This window comes from Volucribacter psittacicida (assembly GCF_004339025.1).
Lineage (GTDB): Bacteria > Pseudomonadota > Gammaproteobacteria > Enterobacterales > Pasteurellaceae > Volucribacter > Volucribacter psittacicida.
This window is the reverse complement of sequence record NZ_SMFT01000001.1, coordinates 670,344-694,147: the sequence shown is the minus strand read 5'-3', so window position 1 is coordinate 694,147 and position 23,804 is coordinate 670,344. Positions and strand designations below refer to the sequence as shown.

At 40.0% G+C, this 23,804-nt stretch carries 21 protein-coding genes, 1 tRNA gene and 1 riboswitch; of the genes, 13 read left to right on the top strand and 9 right to left on the bottom strand.

The features are described from left to right. Positions 1-92: 92 nt before the first annotated feature. The 4 genes from tenA to thiM are packed head-to-tail and all read right to left on the bottom strand — an operon-like array spanning position 93 to position 2,999. Positions 93-734, bottom strand: a complete 642-nt coding sequence (tenA, locus tag EV694_RS03130) for a thiaminase II (RefSeq protein ID WP_132689084.1) — start codon at positions 732-734, stop codon at positions 93-95. A gap of 9 nt (positions 735-743) precedes the next feature. Continuing rightward, on the bottom strand, positions 744-1,400 hold the full coding sequence (gene thiE / locus EV694_RS03125) for a thiamine phosphate synthase (RefSeq protein WP_132689081.1): 657 nt from the start codon (positions 1,398-1,400) through the stop codon (positions 744-746). After that, on the bottom strand, positions 1,400-2,206 hold the full coding sequence (gene thiD, locus EV694_RS03120) for a bifunctional hydroxymethylpyrimidine kinase/phosphomethylpyrimidine kinase (RefSeq protein ID WP_132689079.1): 807 nt from the start codon (positions 2,204-2,206) through the stop codon (positions 1,400-1,402). Before thiD ends, thiE begins: the two co-directional genes overlap by 1 nt. Then, positions 2,199-2,999 carry a hydroxyethylthiazole kinase gene (gene thiM / locus EV694_RS03115; protein WP_132689076.1) on the bottom strand — a complete coding sequence of 267 codons (801 nt, stop codon included), beginning with the start codon at positions 2,997-2,999 and terminating at the stop codon, positions 2,199-2,201. Before thiM ends, thiD begins: the two co-directional genes overlap by 8 nt. A gap of 79 nt (positions 3,000-3,078) precedes the next feature. Continuing rightward, positions 3,079-3,182: riboswitch (TPP riboswitch) on the bottom strand. A 206-nt stretch (positions 3,183-3,388) separates the two neighbouring features. On the opposite strand from thiM, the gene EV694_RS03110 reads away from it, so the two are divergent. Genes EV694_RS03110 through EV694_RS03100 form a run of 3 tightly spaced genes read left to right on the top strand, consistent with a single transcriptional unit; the run spans position 3,389 to position 5,617 of the window. Then, positions 3,389-3,736, top strand: coding sequence for a Spx/MgsR family RNA polymerase-binding regulatory protein (locus EV694_RS03110; RefSeq protein ID WP_207859777.1), 348 nt, complete (start codon positions 3,389-3,391; stop codon positions 3,734-3,736). 42 nt (positions 3,737-3,778) lie between these two features. Then, the gene (gene dapE / locus EV694_RS03105) at positions 3,779-4,915 is read left to right on the top strand and encodes a succinyl-diaminopimelate desuccinylase (protein ID WP_132689072.1); all 1,137 of its coding nucleotides are present in this window, start codon (positions 3,779-3,781) and stop codon (positions 4,913-4,915) included. A 6-nt stretch (positions 4,916-4,921) separates the two neighbouring features. After that, complete coding sequence (locus EV694_RS03100; protein ID WP_243645959.1) at positions 4,922-5,617, top strand: M15 family metallopeptidase; 696 nt, start codon at positions 4,922-4,924, stop codon at positions 5,615-5,617. Positions 5,618-5,704: 87 nt separating this feature from the next. On the opposite strand, the gene EV694_RS03095 is transcribed toward EV694_RS03100, so the two are convergent. Next, positions 5,705-6,571 carry an endonuclease/exonuclease/phosphatase family protein gene (locus EV694_RS03095; RefSeq protein ID WP_132689069.1) on the bottom strand — a complete coding sequence of 289 codons (867 nt, stop codon included), beginning with the start codon at positions 6,569-6,571 and terminating at the stop codon, positions 5,705-5,707. A gap of 226 nt (positions 6,572-6,797) precedes the next feature. Between EV694_RS03095 and EV694_RS03090 the strand changes: the two genes are divergently transcribed. Then, positions 6,798-8,123 (top strand): cation:proton antiporter, encoded by a 1,326-nt coding sequence (locus EV694_RS03090; RefSeq protein ID WP_132689066.1) that lies wholly within the window; start codon positions 6,798-6,800, stop codon positions 8,121-8,123. A 138-nt stretch (positions 8,124-8,261) separates the two neighbouring features. On the opposite strand, the gene EV694_RS03085 is transcribed toward EV694_RS03090, so the two are convergent. Further along, positions 8,262-9,626, bottom strand: coding sequence for an L-serine ammonia-lyase (locus EV694_RS03085; RefSeq protein ID WP_132689063.1), 1,365 nt, complete (start codon positions 9,624-9,626; stop codon positions 8,262-8,264). Positions 9,627-9,738: 112 nt separating this feature from the next. Continuing rightward, positions 9,739-10,986: a serine/threonine transporter gene (locus tag EV694_RS03080; RefSeq protein WP_132689059.1), complete on the bottom strand. Its 1,248-nt coding sequence runs from the start codon at positions 10,984-10,986 to the stop codon at positions 9,739-9,741. 330 nt (positions 10,987-11,316) lie between these two features. Here EV694_RS03080 and sucA point away from each other — a divergent pair, with 330 nt between their 5' ends. From sucA to sucD, 4 genes are all read left to right on the top strand, one after another. After that, entirely contained in the window at positions 11,317-14,130 is a 2,814-nt protein-coding gene (gene sucA, locus EV694_RS03075) for a 2-oxoglutarate dehydrogenase E1 component (protein WP_132689056.1), read from the top strand. A gap of 95 nt (positions 14,131-14,225) precedes the next feature. Further along, complete coding sequence (gene odhB, locus EV694_RS03070) at positions 14,226-15,437, top strand: 2-oxoglutarate dehydrogenase complex dihydrolipoyllysine-residue succinyltransferase (protein WP_132689053.1); 1,212 nt, start codon at positions 14,226-14,228, stop codon at positions 15,435-15,437. A gap of 129 nt (positions 15,438-15,566) precedes the next feature. Next, the gene (sucC, locus tag EV694_RS03065) at positions 15,567-16,733 is read left to right on the top strand and encodes an ADP-forming succinate--CoA ligase subunit beta (RefSeq protein ID WP_132689050.1); all 1,167 of its coding nucleotides are present in this window, start codon (positions 15,567-15,569) and stop codon (positions 16,731-16,733) included. Then, on the top strand, positions 16,733-17,602 hold the full coding sequence (sucD, locus tag EV694_RS03060) for a succinate--CoA ligase subunit alpha (RefSeq protein WP_132689047.1): 870 nt from the start codon (positions 16,733-16,735) through the stop codon (positions 17,600-17,602). The genes sucC and sucD overlap by 1 nt, the downstream gene beginning before the upstream one ends. Before the next feature lie 123 nt (positions 17,603-17,725). Here the strand turns inward: sucD and uvrB are convergent, their stop codons facing one another. Next, entirely contained in the window at positions 17,726-19,759 is a 2,034-nt protein-coding gene (uvrB, locus tag EV694_RS03055) for an excinuclease ABC subunit UvrB (RefSeq protein WP_132689044.1), read from the bottom strand. 434 nt (positions 19,760-20,193) lie between these two features. Between uvrB and EV694_RS03050 the strand changes: the two genes are divergently transcribed. The 4 genes from EV694_RS03050 to EV694_RS03035 all read left to right on the top strand — a co-directional run bounded on the left by EV694_RS03050 (position 20,194) and on the right by EV694_RS03035 (position 22,963). Next, a tRNA-Asn gene (locus EV694_RS03050) sits at positions 20,194-20,269 on the top strand. Positions 20,270-20,397: 128 nt separating this feature from the next. Then, entirely contained in the window at positions 20,398-21,357 is a 960-nt protein-coding gene (locus EV694_RS03045) for a calcium/sodium antiporter (RefSeq protein WP_132689041.1), read from the top strand. A 36-nt stretch (positions 21,358-21,393) separates the two neighbouring features. Next, positions 21,394-22,410: a biotin synthase BioB gene (bioB, locus tag EV694_RS03040; RefSeq protein WP_132689038.1), complete on the top strand. Its 1,017-nt coding sequence runs from the start codon at positions 21,394-21,396 to the stop codon at positions 22,408-22,410. 16 nt (positions 22,411-22,426) lie between these two features. After that, entirely contained in the window at positions 22,427-22,963 is a 537-nt protein-coding gene (locus EV694_RS03035; protein WP_132689035.1) for a tetratricopeptide repeat protein, read from the top strand. 87 nt (positions 22,964-23,050) lie between these two features. Here the strand turns inward: EV694_RS03035 and EV694_RS03030 are convergent, their stop codons facing one another. Next, positions 23,051-23,359, bottom strand: a complete 309-nt coding sequence (locus tag EV694_RS03030; RefSeq protein WP_132689032.1) for a DciA family protein — start codon at positions 23,357-23,359, stop codon at positions 23,051-23,053. 62 nt (positions 23,360-23,421) lie between these two features. Here EV694_RS03030 and secM point away from each other — a divergent pair, with 62 nt between their 5' ends. Continuing rightward, positions 23,422-23,754: a secA translation cis-regulator SecM gene (gene secM, locus EV694_RS03025; protein WP_132689030.1), complete on the top strand. Its 333-nt coding sequence runs from the start codon at positions 23,422-23,424 to the stop codon at positions 23,752-23,754. Positions 23,755-23,804: the final 50 nt, after the last annotated feature.

The window sequence follows — 23,804 nt, the reverse complement described above, 5'->3', positions numbered from 1 at the left end:
GCGGTTAAAAACTATTTTCATTATTATAAGAAATAGAATCAAGATCCAGACTAACTTGTCAAGCTTTGTTCGAAGCTGTTTTTTTATAGCCGTTACACTTGATTCCTCAACCCCATCTCCCAAAAGCCTATTTCCATACGCACAGCGGTGTTAAAAATCTGTTGGATTTTGTTTGGCTGATGAGGTTGGGCGAGTAAGCGGTTTAGGGTGCTTTCCGCTTGTTGGGCGGCGGTTTGGTAGTCTTGGCTGGCGTACATATTAATCCAACTTTGGTAAGGGTTGTTTGCTGGGCTTTGGGTGGCAGCCTGTTTGCCGATTTCGGCGTAGCCCAGTATGCAAGGGGAGAGGGCGGTGTGGAGTTCGGTGAGGGTGCCTGTTAAGCCGCAGTCGATGACATAGCGTGTGTAGGCAATGCAGGCGGCGTGTTCTTCTAGGTGTTGAAGTTGTTGTTCGGTTACGCCGTATTGCTGGCAATATTGGATATGTAGTTGAATTTCTTGATCAAGCATTGCATTAATGCCTTGTTGCGCGGCGCGCATATCGGCGAGGTTGTCGCTTTTATAAACGGCTAAGCCCCAAGTGCGGGTGAATTGGAGAAGAAAAAGATAATCTTGTTGTAAATAGTAGCGAAAGTTGGCGAGGGGGAGGGTGCCTTGACGCAGTTGTTGGACAAAGGGGTGATTGACATAGTCTTGCCAGTGTGGGCATTGTTGTTTGAGTTGTTGAAAGGTCATATTTTCTCCTTAGTTTGTGAGTAGTTGTTGAACGCTTTGGGCGATGTTGGGGGATTGGGTAAGGGCGGAGATGACGGCAACGCCATTTGCACCTGTTTGGCGGAGGTGGCGACAATCTTGGGGGTGTTTGATGCCACCAATGGCGACAATGGGTTTCTTTATTCCTGCTTGTCTGAGTTGTTGAATGAAATTTAATCCTACCACTGGTTTGGGATCTTCTTTGGATTGGGTTGGGAAGATCGGCCCAACGCCAAAATAATCAATATCTGGGTTGTTATCGCTGGCGAGGGCTTGGGATAGGGTGTTGATGGATAAGCCTAGAATAAAAGGGCGGTCGATTTTGCGTTTAATTTGGGCGATAGGGGTATCGGTTTGCCCGACGTGGATACCGTCGGCATCAATTTCTATTGCCAGTTCCACATCATCATTGATGATAAAGGGGACTTGATATTGACGGCATAAATCTCGGCATTGAATGGCGAGCTGTTTTTGTTGTAGCGGTTGGGTAGCAAGGGAAAATTGCCCTTTATCACGAAATTGAAAGCAGCTAATGCCCGCTTGCAAGGCTTGGTTTAAGGTATTGAGAAAATGTTCGCAAGGGTTGCCCGCTAAATGGCGAAAGTCTTGGCTACCTGCGACAAAATAAAGGGAGAGTTTGGTTTGCATTATGCCTCCTGATAAGCCCAATGGTTGGTTGGTCCATGCCCTTGACCGATATTGAGCGGGTGGGCAATGGCGGCGGTAATAAAATCTTTGGCGGTTTTAATGGCTTGGGTTAGAGACCGCCCTTTGGCAAGTTCGGCAGTTAAACAGGCGGAGAAGGTGCAACCTGTGCCGTGGGTATGTGGGGTATCAATGCGTGGTGTGGTGAGGCTAAAGTGTTCTGTGGGGGTAAAAATCCAATCTTGACAATATTCACTTTGTGAATGGCGATAATGCCCCCCTTTAATAATCACGTTTTGACAGCCCATTTTTTGTAATTGGTGCGCCGCTTGTTGCACACTTGCTTGATCGTTAATGTTAATCCCCGTTAAAGTTTCCGCCTCTGGGATATTTGGCGTGATCACATCAGCAAGGGGCAGTAAATGTTGAATTAAGGCTTCAATGGCATTTTGTTGTAGCAAGGGCGCACCTCCTTTGGCAATCATCACAGGATCAAGCACAAAATGCCCAAAATGATGTTGCTTTAATTGGCGCGCCACACATTCAATAATCTCCACACAACCGAGCATACCCACTTTAAAGGCGTTAATCTGAAAATCTTGTGCAATGGCTTGGAGTTGCGCCTCAATATTGCCACAAGGAATGGTATGAATATCAAACACGCCCAGCGTATTTTGCGCGGTTACCGCCGTAATCACTGATGTACCAAAGACTTGACGCATTTGAAAGGTTTTCAAATCCGCCTGAATGCCTGCTCCGCCGCCGCTATCCGAGCCAGCAATGGTTAATGCTTGTGCTATCTTAGACATAATCTACCCTCTCATATTGCGTAATTTGTTCAGCATTGAGCGCACCAAGTGCATCTAATAATGCCATATTGAATTGCCCATATTGGGTCGGCTGGAGTGGTTGGGCGGCAAGTTCGCCAGCAATCGCATAAGCTGTACAAGCCTCAAGGATTGCCGCAAAATATTGAGAGGGATCAGCTACCGCCACAAAAGCCGCACAAATTGCACTCAATAAACAGCCAGACCCTGTAATTTTGGGAAACATCGGCGTACCATTGTGGACTAAGGCGGTATTGGCACCGTTACTAACCACATCCGTTGCCCCACTGATGGCTACCACACATTGATATTGTTGAGCGACACGCTGTGCAATGCTAATGACATCGGCATTGCCTTGCCCAGCGTCCACCCCTTTGCTTTGCCACTGCTCCCCAGCAATACACGCCAATTCGCCAGCATTGCCTCGAATCACCGCAAACTTCACTTCGGCAAGCAAGCGATCAATGGTTTCACGACGATAAGCCGTTGCCGCCACGCCCACAGGATCAAGCACCACAGGAATATGCTGTTGATTCGCGGTTTTACCCGCTAAAATCATCGCTTCCACTCCTTTGCTAAATAGCGTACCAATATTAATCACTAAACCACGATTAAACTGCTGAATATCCGCCACTTCTGCTACATTATCAGACATCAACGGCGAAGCCCCTAACGCCAATAAACCATTGGCACTATAATTGGCAACTACGATATTGGTCAGATTATGAATCAGCGGATTTTGTTGCCGAATCTTGGCTAAAAATTGAGATTGCATAGCAAGTCCTTATTGCAAAATTGAACGAAAGAAAAGATCGTCAATACTAAGAAATAAGGCAAGCAATAATTAAAGAAAGGGATAAGCATACTTAGTTTCCTACGGCAGTATTAACTGAATCAGGTTCACGGGTATTTTCTCAGCTTGATGATGACATCACCAACAGCACCCCGACTAATGTATGGCAGTATAGGGGATTTTGGGAGAGATGGGAAGTTTATTTCGTAGATACTGGTGAAATGTTACTTTATTAATATAAGAACAGGCAAAATTAGTATTAGCATCTCATTTATAATTTTACAAATACCCAAATTTTCCCTTATCTCTTTAATTTACCTATAAAAAACGTTAGTATAATGCTTTGTTTTATGGATTGATAAGGGAACATAATGATTATTGTTTATGGGATTAAAAATTGCGATACGGTAAAGAAAGCCTTGAAATGGTTGGCGGAACATCATATTGAGCATAAGTTACATGATTATCGTGTTGATGGCATTGAGCCACTTTTTATTGAGCAGGCGGAAAAGGCGTTTGGTTGGCAGAGTTTAGTTAATAAGCGTAGTACCACTTGGCGTAATTTAGCGGATGATGTGAAAGAAAATTTGTCAAAACAGACCGCACTTGAGTTGTTGTTCGCTCAGCCTACTTTGATGAAACGTCCTATTATTTTGCAAGATAATCTGGCGTTAATTGGCTTTGATGAGGCGGAATATCGTCAAGCCTTTATTAACTAAAAATTTTGCAAAAAAACACCGCACTTTTAGGCAAAGAAAAGAATGAAAACAGAGATTATTGCGTTAGCTCAGGCGTTAATTCGCCGTCCTTCTATTAGCCCTGATGATCAGGGCTGTCAAAAATTGATTGCAGATCGTTTAGCCCCTTTGGGCTTTAAATTAGAATGGCTACCTTTTAATGATACCTTGAATTTATGGGCAACCCATGGGAGTGGCGAGCCTGTAGTGGCTTTTGCGGGGCATACAGATGTGGTGCCAGTAGGCGATGAAACGCAATGGCAATATCCGCCATTTTCTGCGCAAATTGTTGATGATATGTTATATGGGCGTGGTGCGGCGGATATGAAAGGCTCGTTAGCCGCGATGGTGGTGGCGTTAGAGCAATATGTGAAAAGCAATCCCAACCATAAGGGAACATTGGGGTTATTGGTAACATCCGATGAAGAGGCGGCGGCTCACGATGGCACAAAACGAGTGGTCGAAACCTTAATACAGCGTGGCGAGAAAATTGATTATTGCTTGGTGGGGGAGCCGTCCAGTAGCCAGCAATTAGGCGATGTGGTAAAAAATGGGCGGCGCGGTTCAATAACAGGGAATTTGTATATTGAAGGCGTGCAGGGGCATGTGGCTTATCCTCATTTAGCGGATAATCCTGTGCATAAGGCTTTGCCATTTTTGACTGAATTAAGCCAGTATCAATGGGATCAGGGCAATACCTATTTTCCACCGACAAGTTTGCAAATTGCCAATATTCAAGCTGGGACAGGCAGTAATAATGTGATCCCCGGTGAGCTTTATGTGCAGTTTAATTTACGTTATTGTACTGAAGTCACGGATGAAATCATTAAGCAGAAAGTGGCGGAATTGCTGGATAAATATGGGTTATCTTATCGCATTGAATGGTGGTTATCAGGTAAACCTTTTTTAACGCAACCGGGTAAATTAGTGAATGCGGTGGTTGAAAGTTTACAGCAAGTGGCGAATATTACGCCTAAATTAGAAACCAGTGGAGGCACCTCCGATGGGCGTTTTATTGCTTTAATGGGGGGGGAAGTGGTGGAGCTAGGGCCGCTGAATAAGACCATTCATAAAGTTGATGAATGTGTGAGTTGCCAAGATTTGGCGACCTTGGGGCAAGTTTATTTCGCTATGTTGCCACCTTTATTGGCATCTGAATAAGTATTTATGCAAGAATATCATTTTGATTGGGCAATGTTGACAGGTAAAAGTCGTGCTCATTTAGCACCTTTACCTTGCCCTTTTTCCACACAACATTATTTGCAACCAAAAGCCAATAAGGCTTTTCAAGCCTTGCAACAACAGGCAAAAAAAGCGGGGTTTAATTTACAACCTGCCAGCAGTTTTCGCGATTTCCAACGTCAGCAGCAAATTTGGAATGCTAAATTTGTGGGACAACGTAAGGTGCATAATGATGAGGGAGAGGCTATTGAATTAAGCCATTTATCCCCTTGGCAAAAATGCCAGGCAATTTTGCGTTGGTCTGCTTTGCCGGGGGCGAGTCGTCATCATTGGGGAACAGAAATTGATATTTTTGATCCTGATTTATTGCCCCCCCATCAATCGCTTCAACTAGAGCCTTGGGAATATGAAAATGGGGGGTATTTTGCCGAACTTAGCGAGTTTTTACAGCAAAATTTAACGCATTTTGATTTTGCTTTACCTTTTTTAACTGATAATCAAACTAAAATGGGGCGTGAACCTTGGCATATTAGTTATTTACCTGTTGCCGAGCTTGCTCAAAAATATTTTACCCCAGAGGTTTTATTAAAGGCCTGGCAACAGGAATACATCGCTGGACAGGATTGTTTGATTAAGCATCTTGATGATATTTTTCAGGATTATATAGTCATTCCACTTTAAAATAATACAGTGTTGGCACGCCTCGCTGTACTTGTTGTACTGTCTTCGGCGTGCCGCCTTGTCTTATTTTAAATTGAAACGACTATATTATTGCAGGCTAAGTTGCAATAATAATGGATTGTGATCGGAGCTTTCCGTATTAATCACTTTTGCTTCTTCTACCTTAACCCCTCGTACAAATACGTGATCGAGGGGATTTCCCATAAAACGTTTACGCACATCATTGGTATAGCCAACTTCTTTGAGCTGATATTTTTCTGCAAGACCTCGAATCAAGGATAAACGATGATGATTCCAAGTGTTAAAATCGCCCGCAAGAATAATAGGGCCTTGATGCTCATTGATAATTTGGAACATACGTTCTACTTGGATTTTATAATTATTGAGATTCCATTCAAAATTTACCAGATGAAGATTAATAACCAGTAATGGTGGCTGGTTTGCACGTAAATACTCAGTAGCAATGCCTACTTTAGGTACTTGAATCCAAGGCTCAGATTCAGTGCCTACACAATAGGAAATAGGAGCTACTTTGGATAAGGTATTGACGCCACTTTCATTATTTAAGTAAGAATAGGCTCGTGCATACAATGAAGTAGATAAAATAGGGCTTAATAATTGAGCAATATTTTGGGTAGTAGAAGCCTCTTGTAACAGCACTAAATCCATATCTTGTGCAAGTTTTTCTAATTCGGGCTTCCAACCTTGATCTTCGCCTTTATGAATATTCCATACTAATACATTCACTTTATTTGGAAATGGTGGCGTAATGGTTTTAGCCTGATAACAAAGCAAGCGATCATAGTTTGCCACAACAGGATAATAGATTTCAGGATTTGCGCTAGATAAACTGATTTTAGGTTTATCATAGAGATCAAAACTATAAAATAAATAGATAATAACTAAGGAAATAAGAGCAAAAATGCTCAAAATAATGGTTTTAATTTTATTCATTTGAGGTATTTAATAATATTTATCTTTATAAATAGTGAGACTTTGCTTATACTACACATCGCCCTTAAAGCCAGTGTTTAAGGGCATTATGAATATTTTATTCAATTTATCGTCATCTTACTTTAAATGGAAATGACTATAATATGAGTTGAATTTTTCACAGTTTAGCATGTTTTATTAAAATGTCAGATAGGACGAGTCATTATATTTTTTTAAGGTTTAATTTATGAGCATTTATAGCTATATTTGTTTTTTATCTGCTTTATCTATTTTACTCGGATTTATCACCAGTAAAATTAACGATAAGATACAATCGACTATTGCTATTACAGCTTCCGCAATGGTGGGGTCATTAATTTTAATTGTTTTAGGTTATTTGAATTGGTTTAACCTTGATACTATTGCCAAAGTTGTTATGGAGGAGCTTGATTTCAAGAGCTTCTTATTAAATGGAATTTTAGGCTTTCTGTTATTTGCTGGGGCATTAGGCATAAAATTACCCGTTATGAAAGATCAAAAATGGGAAATTGCCACTTTTTCTTTATTTTCCACCCTTGCTTCTTCCTTTATCGTTGGTGGACTTATTTATTTAGGTGCCAATCTAATTGGTTTATCTCTCGATTTTATTTATTGTATGTTATTTGGGGCTTTAATTTCGCCAACAGATCCTATTGCGGTATTAGCCATTATTAAAAACCTCAAAGCGCCAAAACGATTGTCTATGCAAGTAGAAGGCGAATCCTTATTTAATGATGGTGTAGGGTTAGTCATTTTTATTACCATTTTTACCGTTGCTTTTGGTGGGCAAGAGCCTACGATTAGCGGTATTTTAGGCTTATTTTTTCACGAGGCTATTGGCGGTATATTATTTGGTCTGGTTTTAGGCTTTGTGGCACATTTATTAATCTCAAATACCGATGACGGAAGTTTAGAAATCTTATTAACCTTAACTATCCCAACCGCTGGTTTTATGCTAGCGAATGTATTACATTTATCAGGGGCATTAGCCATGGTGGTTGCTGGGATTATGGTAGGAAATTGGACAAGACAAAAAGGATTTTCCGAACAAAGTCAACGTTATCTCGATCATTTTTGGGAAATGATTGATCATTTCTTAAATTCATTATTATTCTTTCTTATTGGCTTTGCTTTATTGCTGGTTGATTTTACCTTTAAAGGTTTTATCCTTATGTTATTGGCGATCCCAATTTGTTTATTCGCCCGTTTTGCAAGTCTATGGTTACCTTTCAAAGTAATGCAACGCTTTAGAACATACAACCCTTATACCTTGAAAATTCTAACTTGGGGAGGCTTACGCGGCGGTCTATCTATGGCAATGGCATTATCTATTCCAAAAGGAACAACCTTTATTGGCGATACAGGCATTGATGTACATGATTTATTGTTAGTATTAACCTATGCAGTGGTACTTTTTTCCATTTTGGTACAGGGCATTACTATTGAAAAAATGATTCAAAAAGCCAAAACCGTTGATCCTAACCGAGAAGAGTATTTACGGAGCAGTGAGGTTTTGGCTAAGATGAAGCATTAATATTACTGTTTACGTTGAAATATATGGTCGTCCCACTTTAACATGATACAGCGTTGGTGCACCTCGCTGTACTACTTGTACGGTCTTTGACCATTTTAAATGGGAACGACTATACTTTTTATTCTTAATTTAGTAAACTTAATGACAAACCACCTTAATCGCTAGCCCTCCTTGTGAGGTTTCACGATATTTTGCATTCATATCTTTGCCTGTTTCATACATCGTTTCGATGACTTTGTCTAAACTGACTCTTGGGCTTGTTGTGCGACGTAATGCCATACGGCTGGCATTAATGGCTTTTACTGAAGCGATAGCGTTACGTTCAATACAAGGCACTTGTACTTGCCCGCCTACGGGATCGCAGGTTAAACCAAGGTTATGCTCCATCGCAATTTCAGCCGCAATGCAAACTTGTTCTGGTTTGCCGCCTAATATTTCTGTTAATCCAGCCGCAGCCATTGAGCAAGCTACGCCCACTTCTCCTTGACAACCTACTTCTGCCCCAGAAATTGAAGCGTTCATTTTGTATAAAGAGCCGATGAAACTACAGGTTAATAAGTAACGTTCAATAACGTTCTCTGTGATGGGGGCGATAAATTTACCGTAGTAAGCCAATACTGCGGGGACAATGCCACAAGCACCATTGGTTGGGGCGGTAACCACTCGTCCGCCAGCGGCATTTTCTTCATTCACTGCAAGTGCATACATATTGACCCAGTCAATGACTTTCATTGGATCATTGGATAAATTATTGTTGGCTTCAAGCATTCGATATAAGGTTGCAGCACGGCGAGGCACTTTTAATGGACCGGGCAATAATCCTTCGGTGTTTAAACCATGTTCAATGCAATCGTTCATCGTTTGCCATACCAAGTTTAAATGTTGTTTTAAGGCAGTTTTGCCGTGTAATGCGATCTCATTTTGTAACATTAAACTCGAAATGGAGAGGGCGGTATCATTACAATAATTCAAAACGTCTTGGGCATTGCTATAAGGATAAGGCACATTGATTTGTGTCGTTTGTTGTTCGCCAAAATGAGCTTCATCAACAATAAATCCTCCTCCGATGGAGTAATAGGTTTGTTGATAGACGACATCATTATGGCTTAATGCTTTAATACGCATACCATTTTCGTGTAAAGGAAGAAAGCTATGATGAAATTGTAAATTGCGGTTATAGTCAAATTTTACGCTCACTTTGCCCTCAGCAAGTGGCAATAATGCGGTCTGTTTAAGTTGTTCAATAAAGCGTGGAATTAAATCAATATCAACATTATGAGGGAGATAGCCTGCTAATCCCATAATAATCGCAATATCCGTATTATGCCCACGCCCTGTCATAGATAAAGAGCCATAAACATCAACCTGTATTTCGGTAATGTGTTCAAGCTGTTGTTGCTGAATTAAATCATCAATAAATTGTTTACCTGCTTTCATTGGACCAACAGTATGCGAACTGGAAGGACCAATACCCACTTTAAACATATCAAATACACTAATCATACATACTCACATTATTATTTTTATTGTTAAGCCTAAGCCTGTTGTCCGTAGTATAAGGGTATTAAGCGAACAACAGGCGATGGGGCGGCTATTTTACCGATTTTTTATAAAATTAAAATAAGCTATAGATCACCGCTGAAATGGCGACAAATCCCATAACAGTAACAAAAACATTGCTCCATTTTCCTTGGTAACGTTTCATCGCTGGAACTTTGCGAATGGCGTACATCGGCATAATAAATAAAATCATAGCGATAATAGGGCCACCAAGAGATTCAATTAAGCCTAAAATACTCGGATTAATGATCGCCACGCCCCATAAACTTAAGAGAAAGAAAAGTGCGGTGAAATAATTTAATTTTTTACGGTTAATCGGTTGTTGAGTTTGACGCATTTTGATTAATAATCCTTCTAGCCCTTCTCTCGCCCCTAAATAATGACCAAAGAATGAACTAGTGATCGCGAGGAAAGCGACCAATGGACCAAAATAAGAGATATAGGGGTTATCAAATTTATTGGCAAGGAAAGAAAGAATACTAATATTTTGTTCTCGTGCTAGGGCTAATTCTTGTGGTGTAAGTGTTAATACACAACTAAAGACAAATAGCATAACGAACACAAGTAAAATGGTTGCCGTTCCTCTTAAGGTTTGGCTAGCGTGTTGTTCGGTACGTTTAGGATCTTGATATTGGCGTAATTGTGATTGTGAAAAGGCAGAGATCGCAGGAGAGTGGTTAAAGGAAAAAACCAAAACGGGAATAGTTAACCATAATGTCCCTATAAAGTTTTGTAATGTTGGCAATTCGTGCAACATTGAACTATTCCAATGAGGAATCAGATAAAGGGATAATCCGAGTAAAATAAGTACTAAAGGATAAACTAAAAACTCCGTAATTTTGAGCATAATTTTTTCATTCATCAGCATTACTGAAATGAGGGTAGCAATAAGCACGAAAGATAAAATAATGCGATTTGGCGATGGTAAAGATAATTGATTAACCATAAAAGACTCTACAGTATTAGTGATACCATTACCATAAATTAACAGAATAGGAAAAATGGCAAAGAAATAAAGTAGCGTGATAAGTTTCCCTGCGGTTTTACCAAAATGTTCTTCTACCACTTCGGTAATATCACTACCCGGTTTACGCGAAGAAAGCACAAAGCGAGCTAAACCGAGATGAGCAAGATAGGTCATTGGACCTACTAAAATTACCATAACGACGAGCGGCCAAAAGCCCCCCATTCCTGCATTAATGGGTAAAAATAACACGCCTGCTCCAACAGCAGTCCCAAATAAGTTTAACATCCAAATTACATCAAATTTATTCCAGCGAGGGGATGATTTTGACACAGACATACATACTCCTAATATTTGTAAGGTTTTTATTATTTTTCGGTGTGTATACTAATCTTTACAGGTTTAATATTCAAAAGGAAAATTGGAAATTTGTGATCGAGGTAATAGTATTTTTATCGTCGGCGTTAATCATGTGAAAGCGTTGTTTTATATTGTTTATAAAAGGGTATTTATCTGTTAATACCTTTGGGGAGAAATGGTTACTTTTTTGTAAAAATTTCGTTTAGATCACAATATCGTATTATTTTTTCAGGCATAATAATTTCTATGCGAAAACCGAGCAATCTATTATATAATGGCTCGCAAAATTAAGGCTCTAAAGGAAGCAGTATGCAAAAAAAGAAAGCATTAAATGATTGGTTATCCTCCACCGCTCTGGGAGGCGTGAATCAATCTTATATTGAAGATATTTATGAGCAATATCTTGATGATCCTAAAAGTGTTGATGAAAGCTGGCAACAGCTATTTAAATCTTTCCCACAATCAAAGACGCTTGAACAGCAACATTCTCATGTTCGTCAATATTTTCGTAAATTAGCGCGAGAATCCAATCAGAATACGGTAACAGTCATCGATCCCGATGCTGGGGCAAGACAGGTGCGTTTGTTACAATGGATTAATGCTTACCGTTTTAGAGGGCATTTAGAAGCAAATTTAGATCCCTTAAATTATTATCGTTGGAAGCGCTCTAGCGTGCCTGAATTGGATTATCGTTATCATGGTTTTACAGAACAAGATTTGAATGAAACCTTTAATATTGGTCGCTATGTCTTTGATAAAGATAATATTAAAATGGCGGATTTGGCGGTAGCATTAAAGGAAACCTATTGCGGTAGCATTGGATTAGAGTTTATGCATGTTTCTGATATGGCACAAAAACAATGGCTACAAGCAAAAATTGAGACCTTATTAAATAAACCCTTATTTACCGCACAAGAGAAAAAGACCTTTTTGCAAGAGCTTACAGCGGCTGACGGCTTAGAACGTTATTTAGGGGCGAAATTTCCGGGAGCAAAACGCTTTTCTTTAGAGGGTTCGGATGCCTTTATTCCGATGATGAAAGAAATTATTCGCCATGCAGGTAAGCAAGGGGTAACGGATATTGTTATGGGTATGGCACACCGTGGGCGTTTAAATCTGTTAGTGAATGTATTAGGTAAGAAACCTGCTGAGTTGTTTGATGAATTTGCGGGCAAACATGTGGGCGATCGAACAGGGGATGTGAAATATCATCAAGGTTTTTCTTCTGATTTTGAAACAGATTGGGGCAAAGTACATCTTACCTTGGCGTTTAACCCTTCTCATTTAGAAATTGTGAATCCTGTTGTGATTGGTTCTGTGCGAGCGAGACAAACGAGAATTGAGGATAAAACTCATGATAAAGTGTTAGCGGTAACGGTGCATGGAGATTCTGCGGTTACAGGGCAAGGCGTGGTGCAAGAAACGCTGAATATGTCATCGGCAAGAGGTTATAATGTTGGCGGTACGATTCGCATTGTGATTAATAATCAAATCGGTTTTACTACCTCCAACCCAAATGATACACGCTCAACGGAATATTGTACGGACATTGCTAAAATGATCCAAGCACCGATTATTCATGTGAATGGCGATGATCCTGAAGCGGTCGCCTTTGCGGCAAGAATGGCTGTGGAATATCGTAATTTGTTTAAACAAGATATTTTTATTGATTTAATTTCTTACCGTCGTCATGGGCATAATGAGGCTGATGAGCCTTTAGTCACTCAGCCTATGATGTATAGCATTATCAAAAAACATCCTACCCCACGTAAGGTTTATGCGGATCGTTTAATCGCAGAACAGGTCATTAGCCCAGAACAAGAAATTGAAATGATCAATACCTATCGTGATGCTTTAGACAATGGGGAATGTGTTGTGCCTGAGTTTCGTCAAATGGATATGACTAAAGTAGATTGGCTGCAGTATCTTAACCACGATTGGACAGCACCTTACCCTCATCAATTTGATCAAGCCCGTTTTCAAGCATTAGCACATCGTATTTGTGAATACCCCGACAATCATAAATTGCATAGTCGAGTAGCAAAAATTTATCAAGATCGGAAAGCGATGGCGGCGGGCGAAAAACCGCTAGATTGGGGGATGGCGGAAACTATGGCTTATGCCACCTTGTTAGATGAAGGTATTCCTGTACGTTTATCGGGCGAAGATGCAGGACGAGGAACCTTTTTCCATCGTCATGCGGTTATCCATAACCAAAATGATGGAACGGGTTATATTCCTTTGGCAAATTTACATTCAAAACAAGGGCGTTTTGAGGTTTGGGATTCGGTGTTATCGGAAGAGGCGGTATTGGCTTTTGAGTATGGTTTTGCCACCACTGATCCAAAAACTTTAACCATTTGGGAAGCACAATTTGGCGATTTTGCCAATGTGGCACAGGTGGTGATCGATCAATTTATTAGCTCTGGCGAACAAAAATGGGGAAGAATGTGTGGTTTAACGATGCTATTGCCTCATGGTTATGAAGGACAAGGGCCTGAACATTCTTCCGCACGTTTAGAACGCTATTTGCAACTTTGTGCGGAACAAAATATGCAAGTTTGTGTCCCTTCTACACCAGCTCAGGTTTATCATATGTTACGCCGCCAAGCCTTGCGGAAAGTTCGCCGTCCATTAATTGCGATTTCGCCGAAATCCTTATTGCGTCATCCTCTTGCGGTGTCTGCTATGACGGAATTGACAGAGGGATATTTCCAAACGGTTATTGGCGAAATTGATCCTTTAGAGGCAAGCAAAATTAAGCGAATTGTGCTTTGTTCAGGTAAGGTTTATTATGATTTATTAGAATATCGCCGCCAACAACAGCTTGAACAAGTGGCGATTATTCGCATTGAACAACTTTATCCTTATCCCCACGAAGAAGTAAAAGCCATTTTGGCACAATATCCTCAAGTAACCGATTTTGTTTGGTGCCAAGAAGAACCGCAAAATCAAGGGGCTTGGTATTGTTCTAAACATAATTTTGAGGCTTCTATTCCAGAGCAGGCGACCTTACGTTATGCAGGGCGACCTGCTTCTGCCTCGCCAGCGGTAGGCTATATGTCTTTACATATTAAACAACAACAGCAACTGATTGAAGATGCTTTAATCGTATCAATGTAACATTTTGAACCTATATCATAAAAAAGTGCGGTGGTTTTTGCGAAAATTTTTATTTTTACTCGTAGGATCACCCAATAACCCATAAGGAAACGAAGATGACCATAGAGATTTTAGTGCCAGATTTACCAGAGTCCGTTGCCGATGCGACTGTTGCCACTTGGCATAAAAAAGTCGGCGATAAGATTTGTCGTGATGAGGTGTTGGTGGAAATTGAAACTGACAAAGTTGTGCTTGAAGTGCCAGCCAGTGTGGACGGAATTTTAACGGAAATTCATCAACAGGAAGGGGCAACCGTCATAAGCAAGCAATTATTGGGCAAGTTAGAGCAACAAGCTGGTGATGGACAAATTACTAAAGAACCAGCTCCACAAGCCAATGAAGCAACGCCAGCGGATCGTCATCAAGCCACATTGCAGGTTGATGAAAGCCAAGGGGATCATCAAGGCCCAGCCATTCGCCGTTTATTAGCAGAACATAATCTGGAGGCGAGTGCCATTAAAGGCACAGGCGTAGGCGGACGTTTAACACGAGAAGATATTGAACAATATTTAGCTCAACAACCATCAACCCCATCGCCAATTCAAGAGGCAGAGCCTATCATTACTCAACGTAGTGAAAAACGTGTGGCAATGACCCGCTTGCGTAAACGTATCGCGGAACGCTTGTTAGAGGCGAAAAACAATACAGCGATGTTGACCACCTTTAATGAAGTGGATATGCAGCCGATTATGACCTTGCGTAAACGTTATGGCGATAAATTTGAACAACAACATGATACACGCTTAGGCTTTATGTCTTTTTATATTAAAGCCGTAGTAGAGGCATTAAAACGCTATCCAGAAGTGAATGCGTCCATTGATGGCGATGATATTGTGTATCACAATTATTTTGATATTAGCATTGCGGTTTCCACGCCAAGAGGTTTAGTTACCCCAGTGTTGCGTGATTGCGATAAGCTCAGTATGGCGGATATTGAAAAAAATATTAAAGCCCTAGCCGAGAAAGGACGTGAGGGCAAACTCACTGTCGAAGATCTGACGGGCGGAAACTTTACTATTACTAATGGTGGCGTTTTTGGTTCATTGATGTCAACGCCGATTATTAATCCGCCACAAAGTGCCATTTTAGGTATGCACGCTATTAAAGATAGACCTGTGGCAATCAATGGACAAGTAGAAATTCGTCCGATGATGTATTTGGCATTATCTTACGATCACCGTTTAATTGATGGCAGAGAATCGGTAGGATTTTTGGTGACAGTAAAAGAATTATTAGAAGATCCAACACGTTTGCTGTTAGAAATTTAATGATATAAAAAGTGCGGTGCATTTTTAAATTATTTTATAGTCGTCTCATTTTTAATTGAAACGACTATCATTATATAAATAAAAATAAATGCAATAAACACAACAAGGCTTTTAATGTGAGGAGATCAAATGAACTTACATGAATATCAAAGTAAACAATTATTCGCAGAGTATGGCTTACCTATTCCAAAAGGCATTGCTTGTTATTCAGAGGAAGAAGCAATCCAAGCGATGAATCAACTTGGCGGCGAGAAATGGGTGGCAAAATGCCAAATTCATGGGGGAGGACGAGGTAAAGCAGGCGGCGTACAACTTGTTCATAATAAAACAGAAATGGCAAGTTTTGTACAGAAATGGCTCGGGCAATCTTTAGTGACTTTTCAAACCGATTCGCAAGGGCAACCTGTACATTGTATTTATGTGGAGCAATATTCAGATATTCATCAAGAATTATATTTAAGTGCAATTATTGATCGTTCTTTGCAGAAGTTAGTCTTTATGGTATCGGCACAAGGCGGTATGAATATTGAAGACGTGGCAGAAAAAACACCGCACTTATTGCATAAGGTTGCCATTGATCCCTCATTAGGTGCGATGCCTTATCAAGGGCGTGAATTAGCCTTCAAATTGGGTTTGCAAGGTGAACAATTAAAACAATTTGTACAACTTTTTCTAAAACTCGCCAAATTGTTTATTGAAAAGGACATTGCTTTATTAGAAATCAATCCCTTAGGTATAACGCAATCGGGGCAATTATTATGTTTAGATGCAAAAGTGGTGGTAGATAGTAATGCCTTATATCGTCAGCCTGAATTAGCCCAAATGCAGGATAAGAGCCAAGAAGATCCTAGAGAGTCCCTCGCTGAGTTTTTTCAGCTTAATTATGTCGCATTAACAGGTAATATTGGTTGTATGGTCAATGGGGCAGGGCTGGCGATGGCAACCATGGACATCATTAAACTCTATGGCGGTGAACCCGCTAATTTCCTTGATGTTGGCGGAGGGGCGACAAAGGAACGTGTTGCTGAAGCCTTTAAGATTATTTTATCCGATAAGGCAGTGAAAGCCGTACTTGTGAATATTTTTGGAGGAATTGTACGTTGTGATTTAATCGCTGAGGGGATTATTGCTGCGGTAGATGAAGTGGGCGTGAATGTACCTGTTGTGGTGCGTTTAGAAGGGACTAACGCACAATTAGGACGAGAAATTCTCGCCACGAGCAAGTTAAATATTATTGCCGCTCAAGGTTTAGCAGAGGCGGCACAACAAGTGGTTGCTGCTTTGGAGGAAAAATAATGGCTATTCTTATTGATAAACATACCAAAGTGATTTGCCAAGGTTTTACTGGTGGACAAGGCACTTTTCATTCTGAACAAGCCCTTGCTTATGGTACCCAATTAGTGGCAGGAGTATCGCCAGGTAAAGGTGGCACAACCCACTTAGGCCTCCCCGTCTTTAATACTGTAAAACAAGCGGTTGAAGCAACAGAGGCAACGGCAAGTGTTATCTATGTTCCCGCCGCAGGTTGTAAAGATGCGATTTTAGAAGCGATTGATGCTGGAATCACATTAATTGTGTGTATTACAGAAGGGATACCAACACTGGATATGTTACAAGTCAAACAAAAATTAAACCAAACGGGCGTGCGAATGATCGGACCAAACTGCCCGGGCATTATTACGCCAGAGGAATGTAAAATCGGCATTATGCCAGGACATATTCATCAAAAAGGACGCATTGGTATTGTATCTCGTTCAGGTACCTTAACTTACGAAGCAGTTAAACAAACAACGGATGAAGGATTAGGGCAATCTACTTGTGTAGGCATTGGCGGCGATCCGATTCCGGGCAGTAATTTTATTGATATTCTCGCGTTATTTGAACAAGATCCTCAAACCGAAGCTATTGTGATGATTGGCGAGATCGGCGGAACTGCTGAGGAAGAAGCTGCCGCTTTTATTAAACAACATATCACTAAACCTGTCATAGGCTATATTGCAGGCGTGACCGCCCCAAAAGGCAAAAGAATGGGACACGCAGGAGCAATTATTAGTGGCGGTAAAGGCACAGCTCAAGAAAAATTTACCGCATTAAGAGAGGCGGGGGTTACGGTGGTTGAAAGCCTAGCGGATATAGGTAAAACTGTTAAGCAGATTGTAGGTTAGATACTTTCTTTAATTAATAAGGGCTGATTATTCAGCCCTTATTGGTGTTTGGCGTAATGGCTTACCTATTACACCAAACTTTTTATAAGGCTTTTAGCCTAACTTTATATGAAAATACTTGATTTACTCCACCCCCACAAAAGCCTCTCTTAGCTGTTGTAATTGATCGCGTAATTTTGCAGCTTGTTCAAATTCTAAATTTTGTGCTGCTTTGTACATTTGTTGCTCCAATTTCTTCATTTGTTGTTGATAATCTTTGGCTGATTTTGGTGTTTGATAAAGTGCGGTTGGTTCTGCCACCATTTTTTGTTGTTTTTTCTGTTTCGCTTTGTAATTTGTTCCTTGTCCAATATCTAATAATTCACCAATTTTCTTATTCAAGGCTTGTGGCACGATATGATGCTGTTGATTATAACGCATTTGTTTTTCTCGGCGGCGTTGGGTTTCTTCGATAGCTTTTTGCATGGATTTGGTAATGCTATCTGCATATAAAATGGCTTTGCCTTTTAAATTTCTTGCTGCTCGTCCAATGGTTTGGATCAATGAGCGTTCGGAACGTAAAAAGCCTTCTTTATCGGCATCAAGAATCGCCACGAGAGAAACTTCTGGCATATCTAAACCTTCTCGTAATAAGTTAATTCCTACCAAGACATCAAACTCCCCTAAGCGTAAATCACGAATAATCTCTACTCGCTCTACCGTATCAATATCGGAATGTAAATAACGTACTTTTACATTATGTTCCGCAAGATAATCGGTTAAATCTTCCGCCATTTTTTTGGTTAAGGTTGTTACTAGCACACGCTCATTTTGTTCTACTCGCAAGCGAATTTCCGATAATAAATCATCAACTTGGGTCATTACTGGGCGTACTTCAATTTCAGGATCAAGTAAACCTGTTGGGCGAACAACCTGATCAATGATTTCCTCCCCTGATTTTTCGAGTTCGTAAGGCCCCGGCGTAGCAGAAACATAGATAGTTTGCGGTGCGAGGCGTTCAAATTCTTCAAAACGCAATGGGCGATTATCTAAGGCAGAGGGTAAACGAAAGCCATATTCCACTAAAGTTTCCTTACGAGAGCGGTCACCTCGATACATACCGCCAATTTGCGGAACAGTAACGTGGGATTCATCAATAATCAATAATGCATCAGTTGGCATATAATCAAATAAGGTGGGAGGTGGTTCGCCTTCTTGCCGCCCTGATAAATAACGTGAGTAATTTTCAATGCCTGAGCAATAGCCTAGTTCATTCATCATTTCTATATCAAATTGGGTGCGTTGGCTAATGCGTTGTTCTTCAAGTAATTTATTATGTTCAAGAAAATATTGTTTACGTTGGGTTAATTCTGCCTTGATTTTTTCAATGGCATCTAAAATACGTTCTCTTGGCGTAACATAATGGGTTTTCGGGTAAACGGTATAACGTGGTACGCTACCAAAGCTACTTCCTGTTAAGGGATCGAATAAACTTAGGCGTTCAATTTCATCATCAAATAATTCTACACGTACCGCCTGAGCTTCTGATTCCGCAGGAAAAATATCAATAATTTCGCCACGCACACGAAAAGTCCCGCGTTGAAAGGCTTGATCATTGCGAGTATATTGCAATTCAGCCAGCTGTGCCAAAATTTGCCGTTGATTAACCAAAGCCCCTTGCTGTAAATGCAACATCATTTTTAAATAAGAATCAGGATCCCCTAAGCCGTAAATCGCCGAAACCGATGCCACCACAATGGTATCACGCCGTTCTAAAAATGATTTGGTGGCGGAAAGACGCATTTGCTCGATTTGATCATTAATTGAGGCATCTTTTTCAATAAAGGTATCGCTACTGGGTACATAAGCCTCTGGTTGATAATAATCATAGTAAGACACAAAGTATTCCACCGCATTTTCTGGAAAAAAGGCTTTCATTTCCGCATAAAGCTGAGCGGCTAAGGTTTTATTTGGAGCAAGCAACATAGCAGGACGATTGAGTTGTGCAATAACATTGGCTATTGTAAAGGTTTTGCCTGAGCCTGTTACCCCTAGTAAGGTTTGATGTGCCAAGCCATCATTTAAATTTTCAATAATTTTGGCAATGGCTTGTGGTTGATCGCCCGAAGGTTTAAAGTCCGAATGAAGAATAAATGGTTTTGCTGATTTTTCACCCATAATAATCACAATCTCGTTAATAAATGATTTTGCTTTATTCTAACACAATGCAAAAGTGCGGTCATTTTCTCAAAAATTTTTAAGTTTTACACAGACTTATCTTTGTCAAGAGAATTAGCCTAAATTTTTCTTAAAAATATTTTCATTTTTTACTGGAAATTTCTTAACTAGTTGATATATAAAGAAATGATATTTTGCAACCAATTCCACCTTAGGCTTGAAAGAAGCCTTGATTTATCAGGCTTGAAAGATTTTTCTTAGCAATAATCCACAAAGTTATCCACAGCAACTGTGGATAGAAAAATAAGATAGCTGTAATAGGGATAACAAATGCAAATTAATTCTTCATTTGAATTAAAAAATAGATTTTTTTGTTGACAAGCAAGTTAAACATCTTTATCATTCGCCACCATCTTGGATGATTAAAGAATTATTCCTCCTTAGTTCAGTCGGTAGAACGGTGGACTGTTAATCCATATGTCGCTGGTTCAAGTCCAGCAGGAGGAGCCAATTTTCTTTTAGTTGAGTTTTTATTTGTCTCCTTTTGTAAGAACTCGTTAATAACTAAAAGAGCTTAGCCCATAACCTGAAATAAGGTTATGGGCTTTTGTTTTATCGCTTTTACTCAAGGACACATTATGCTAACTGCGAGCCTCGCCATTGTTGCTGGACTGATTCTGTTAATTTGGAGTGCTGATCGTTTTATTGACGGTGCGGCGGTAACGGCAAAGCACTTCGGTATGCCACAATTACTGATTGGCATTATTATTGTAGGGTTTGGTACTTCAGCTCCAGAAATTATTGTCTCTACCATTTCTGCTCTAAATGGAAATCCGGGTATTGCGCTCGGCAATGCTTATGGATCAAATATTACCAATATCGCCCTTATCCTTGGTTTAACCGCATTATTGCGTCCAATTCTGGTACATTCTCAAGTATTAAAACAAGAATTACCCATTCTCGCTATCATTACCTTAATTTCAGCATGGCTTATTTACGATGCTGAGATCTCTCGCCTTGATGCCATCATCTTATTAGCCATTTTTATCCTTTATATGGCTTGGACAATCCATACAGGTCTAACACAAAAAGAACATAATGAACAAAATAGCGAAATGATCCCCTCCAAAATGGGGCTAAGTATGGCAGTATTTTGGATTATTGTAGGATTAATGCTATTAGTAGTGAGTTCACAAATGTTGGTTTGGGGAGCCGTTACTATTGCCGAATATTTTGGCGTTTCTGATTTAGTGATTGGTCTGACCATTGTTGCCGTTGGGACATCTTTACCTGAATTAGCTTCATCGTTAATGGCGGCGAAAAAAGGGGAACATGATTTAATTGTGGGCAATATTATTGGTTCAAATTTATTTAATACCCTCGCTGTTGTCGGCGTTGCAGGCGTTATTCAGCCGATGAAAGTCGCTTCCGAAATCTTTAGCCGTGATATGCTCATTATGACCATATTAACTTTCTCCTTATTTCTTTTAGGCTATGGATTTACTCAAGCACAAGGTAAAATTACCAGATTAAAAGGTGGATTATTATTCGTGATTTATATTGGCTACAATGTTTATCTATTTTATACTGTGCATTAATTTTATTGATAACCCATTTAGTTTTGCGAAAAGATTATGACAATAAGAACGCCATTACAAATTAGCAGTTTAACTCCACATCCATCTTTAGAATATTGGTCAGTATGTAAAGTTGAAGCACTATTTGAAACCCCTTTTATGGAATTAGTTTATCGTGCCGCTCAAGTTCATCGAGAAAATTTCAATCCTCGTGCCATTCAGCTCTCAACCCTGATGTCCATCAAAACAGGAGGCTGTCCAGAAGATTGCAGTTATTGTCCTCAATCGGCACGTTATCAAACAGGCGTACAAAATCAAGAAATCCTTGATGTAGATTATATTCTTGAAAAAGCAAAAATTGCTAAAGCTCGAGGAGCAGGGCGTTTTTGTATGGGGGCAGCTTGGCGTGGTCCAAAACCTAAAGATATCAAGAAAGTGACAGAAATCATCAAAGCGGTAAAAAGCCTTGGATTAGAAACTTGCGGAACATTTGGCTTATTGCAAGACGGTATGGCAGAAGAATTAAAAGAAGCGGGGCTGGATTATTATAATCATAACCTTGATACCTCACCTGAGCATTATAAAGAAATTATTGGCACTCGCCGTTTTGATGATCGTATTAACACATTGGGCAAAGTGAGAAATGCAGGCTTAAAAGTTTGCTGTGGTGGCATTGTAGGAATGAATGAAACTCGCAAAGAACGAGCAGGGCTTATCGCCAGCCTCGCCAATTTAGATCCTCAACCAGAGTCTGTGCCTATTAACCAACTTGTTGCCGTAGAAGGCACCCCCTTATTTAATGCGGAAAAGCTAGATTGGACAGAATTTGTTCGTACCATTGCGGTTGCTCGCATTACAATGCCCAAAAGCTATGTCCGCCTTTCTGCAGGACGACAAGGAATGAGCGAAGAAATGCAAGCTATGTGCTTTATGGCAGGCGCAAATTCTATTTTCTATGGCGATAAATTATTAGTCACAGAAAACCCAGAAGAAGATCACGACCAAGAATTAATGGCAAAACTCGATCTTGAACCAGAAACGGAGCATAATCGACTAAAATCAGAGAATGGATAGAATGGAGCTAACCATAATGAAAAAATGCCTTTATCTTCTATTAGGCTTATCCTTAGTGGCTTGTAGCAATGTTACCACCACGAAACAACAGGCTAAACAAGCCTTTGAGCAAGGGATTCAAGCCTATCAACAACAAAATTATCAACAGGCAAAACCTTTATTTCAGCAGGCAGAAAAATTGGGGCAGTTTAAAGCACCACGCTATTTAGCCTTTTTGGCATTAAATGGCTGGGGAGAACCGAAAAATATTGCGTTAGCCTTAGATTATTTTCGCCAAAGTGCCGAGCAGGGCGATATTACCAGCCAATATTGGTTAGGGTACTTTTACCAAAAAGGGATTGGTGTCAAGCAAGATCTCCGTCAGGCGCAATATTGGTATCAAAAATCGGCACAACGTGGTGATATTATTGCCTCCCCCGCAATGACCGCCTTAGGGAATTTGTATGCCACAGGACAGGGTGTACATAAAAATCTTCAACAAGCGAGAGATTGGTACCAAAAAGCGGCATTAGTTGGCAATGTTGAGGCTCAGCAGGCGTTGTTAGCGTTGTAATAAGTTGATAAGTAAAGTGCGGTAAGAATATTAGAAATTATTTCTATAATAAGTTTTTCAGCTCTTTTGAGTGAATCATCATTTAAATTACTTATTCCCCAACTCCGGATTTATTCTAACCACTAATTGTGTTATTTGAGGATTATGTTGCTGTATCTGTTTTAATAAATCTTGTTGTTTAAATAATAAGGCTTGACGGACACTGGCGTTTTTGGCTTCTAGGCAAAGCTGATGAGATTGTATATTAGCGATACGAAATTGATAGCGAAATTGTGCTGGGAATAATCCTTGTATTTGCTGATTAAGCTGTGATAAGAAAAGCCCGCGTTGCATAATTTTAGCTAGGCTTGAGTTTTCTAATACCCCTGTGATATTCATCATTTTTTTATTACGCATTGCTTGATTTTCCCTCGTTAAACCCTATGTTAAGGTAGGCATTATAATGAATTTCCGTTATAATGAGCAAAATTTTTGGGAAGAATATTGTGAACGTTATTGGTAATAAGAAAAAATCTTCATTTTGGCCACATTTATTATTAGGTATGTTGGCGCTTTTTTTATTGCCTACCAATCAAGAATTTGAGGTTGTTAATGATAATTTAGAAACCAATTATCAACCTTTACAACAAGTAGAACAGAGCGATATTGATATTGCTTTTGTTCAACAATTTAGCCTTGTGGCGGATTGGGATATTTTACGAGATTTCCCAAAACTTTCACAAAACCTACCGCACTTTTATGCAAAAATCCTTGTGCGTCAACGCCCTATCCGAGCAGGCCCCGTCATTTAAATTTATTATTTTATATTGCTATTTATGCTTATTTATTTGATAAATAAGTG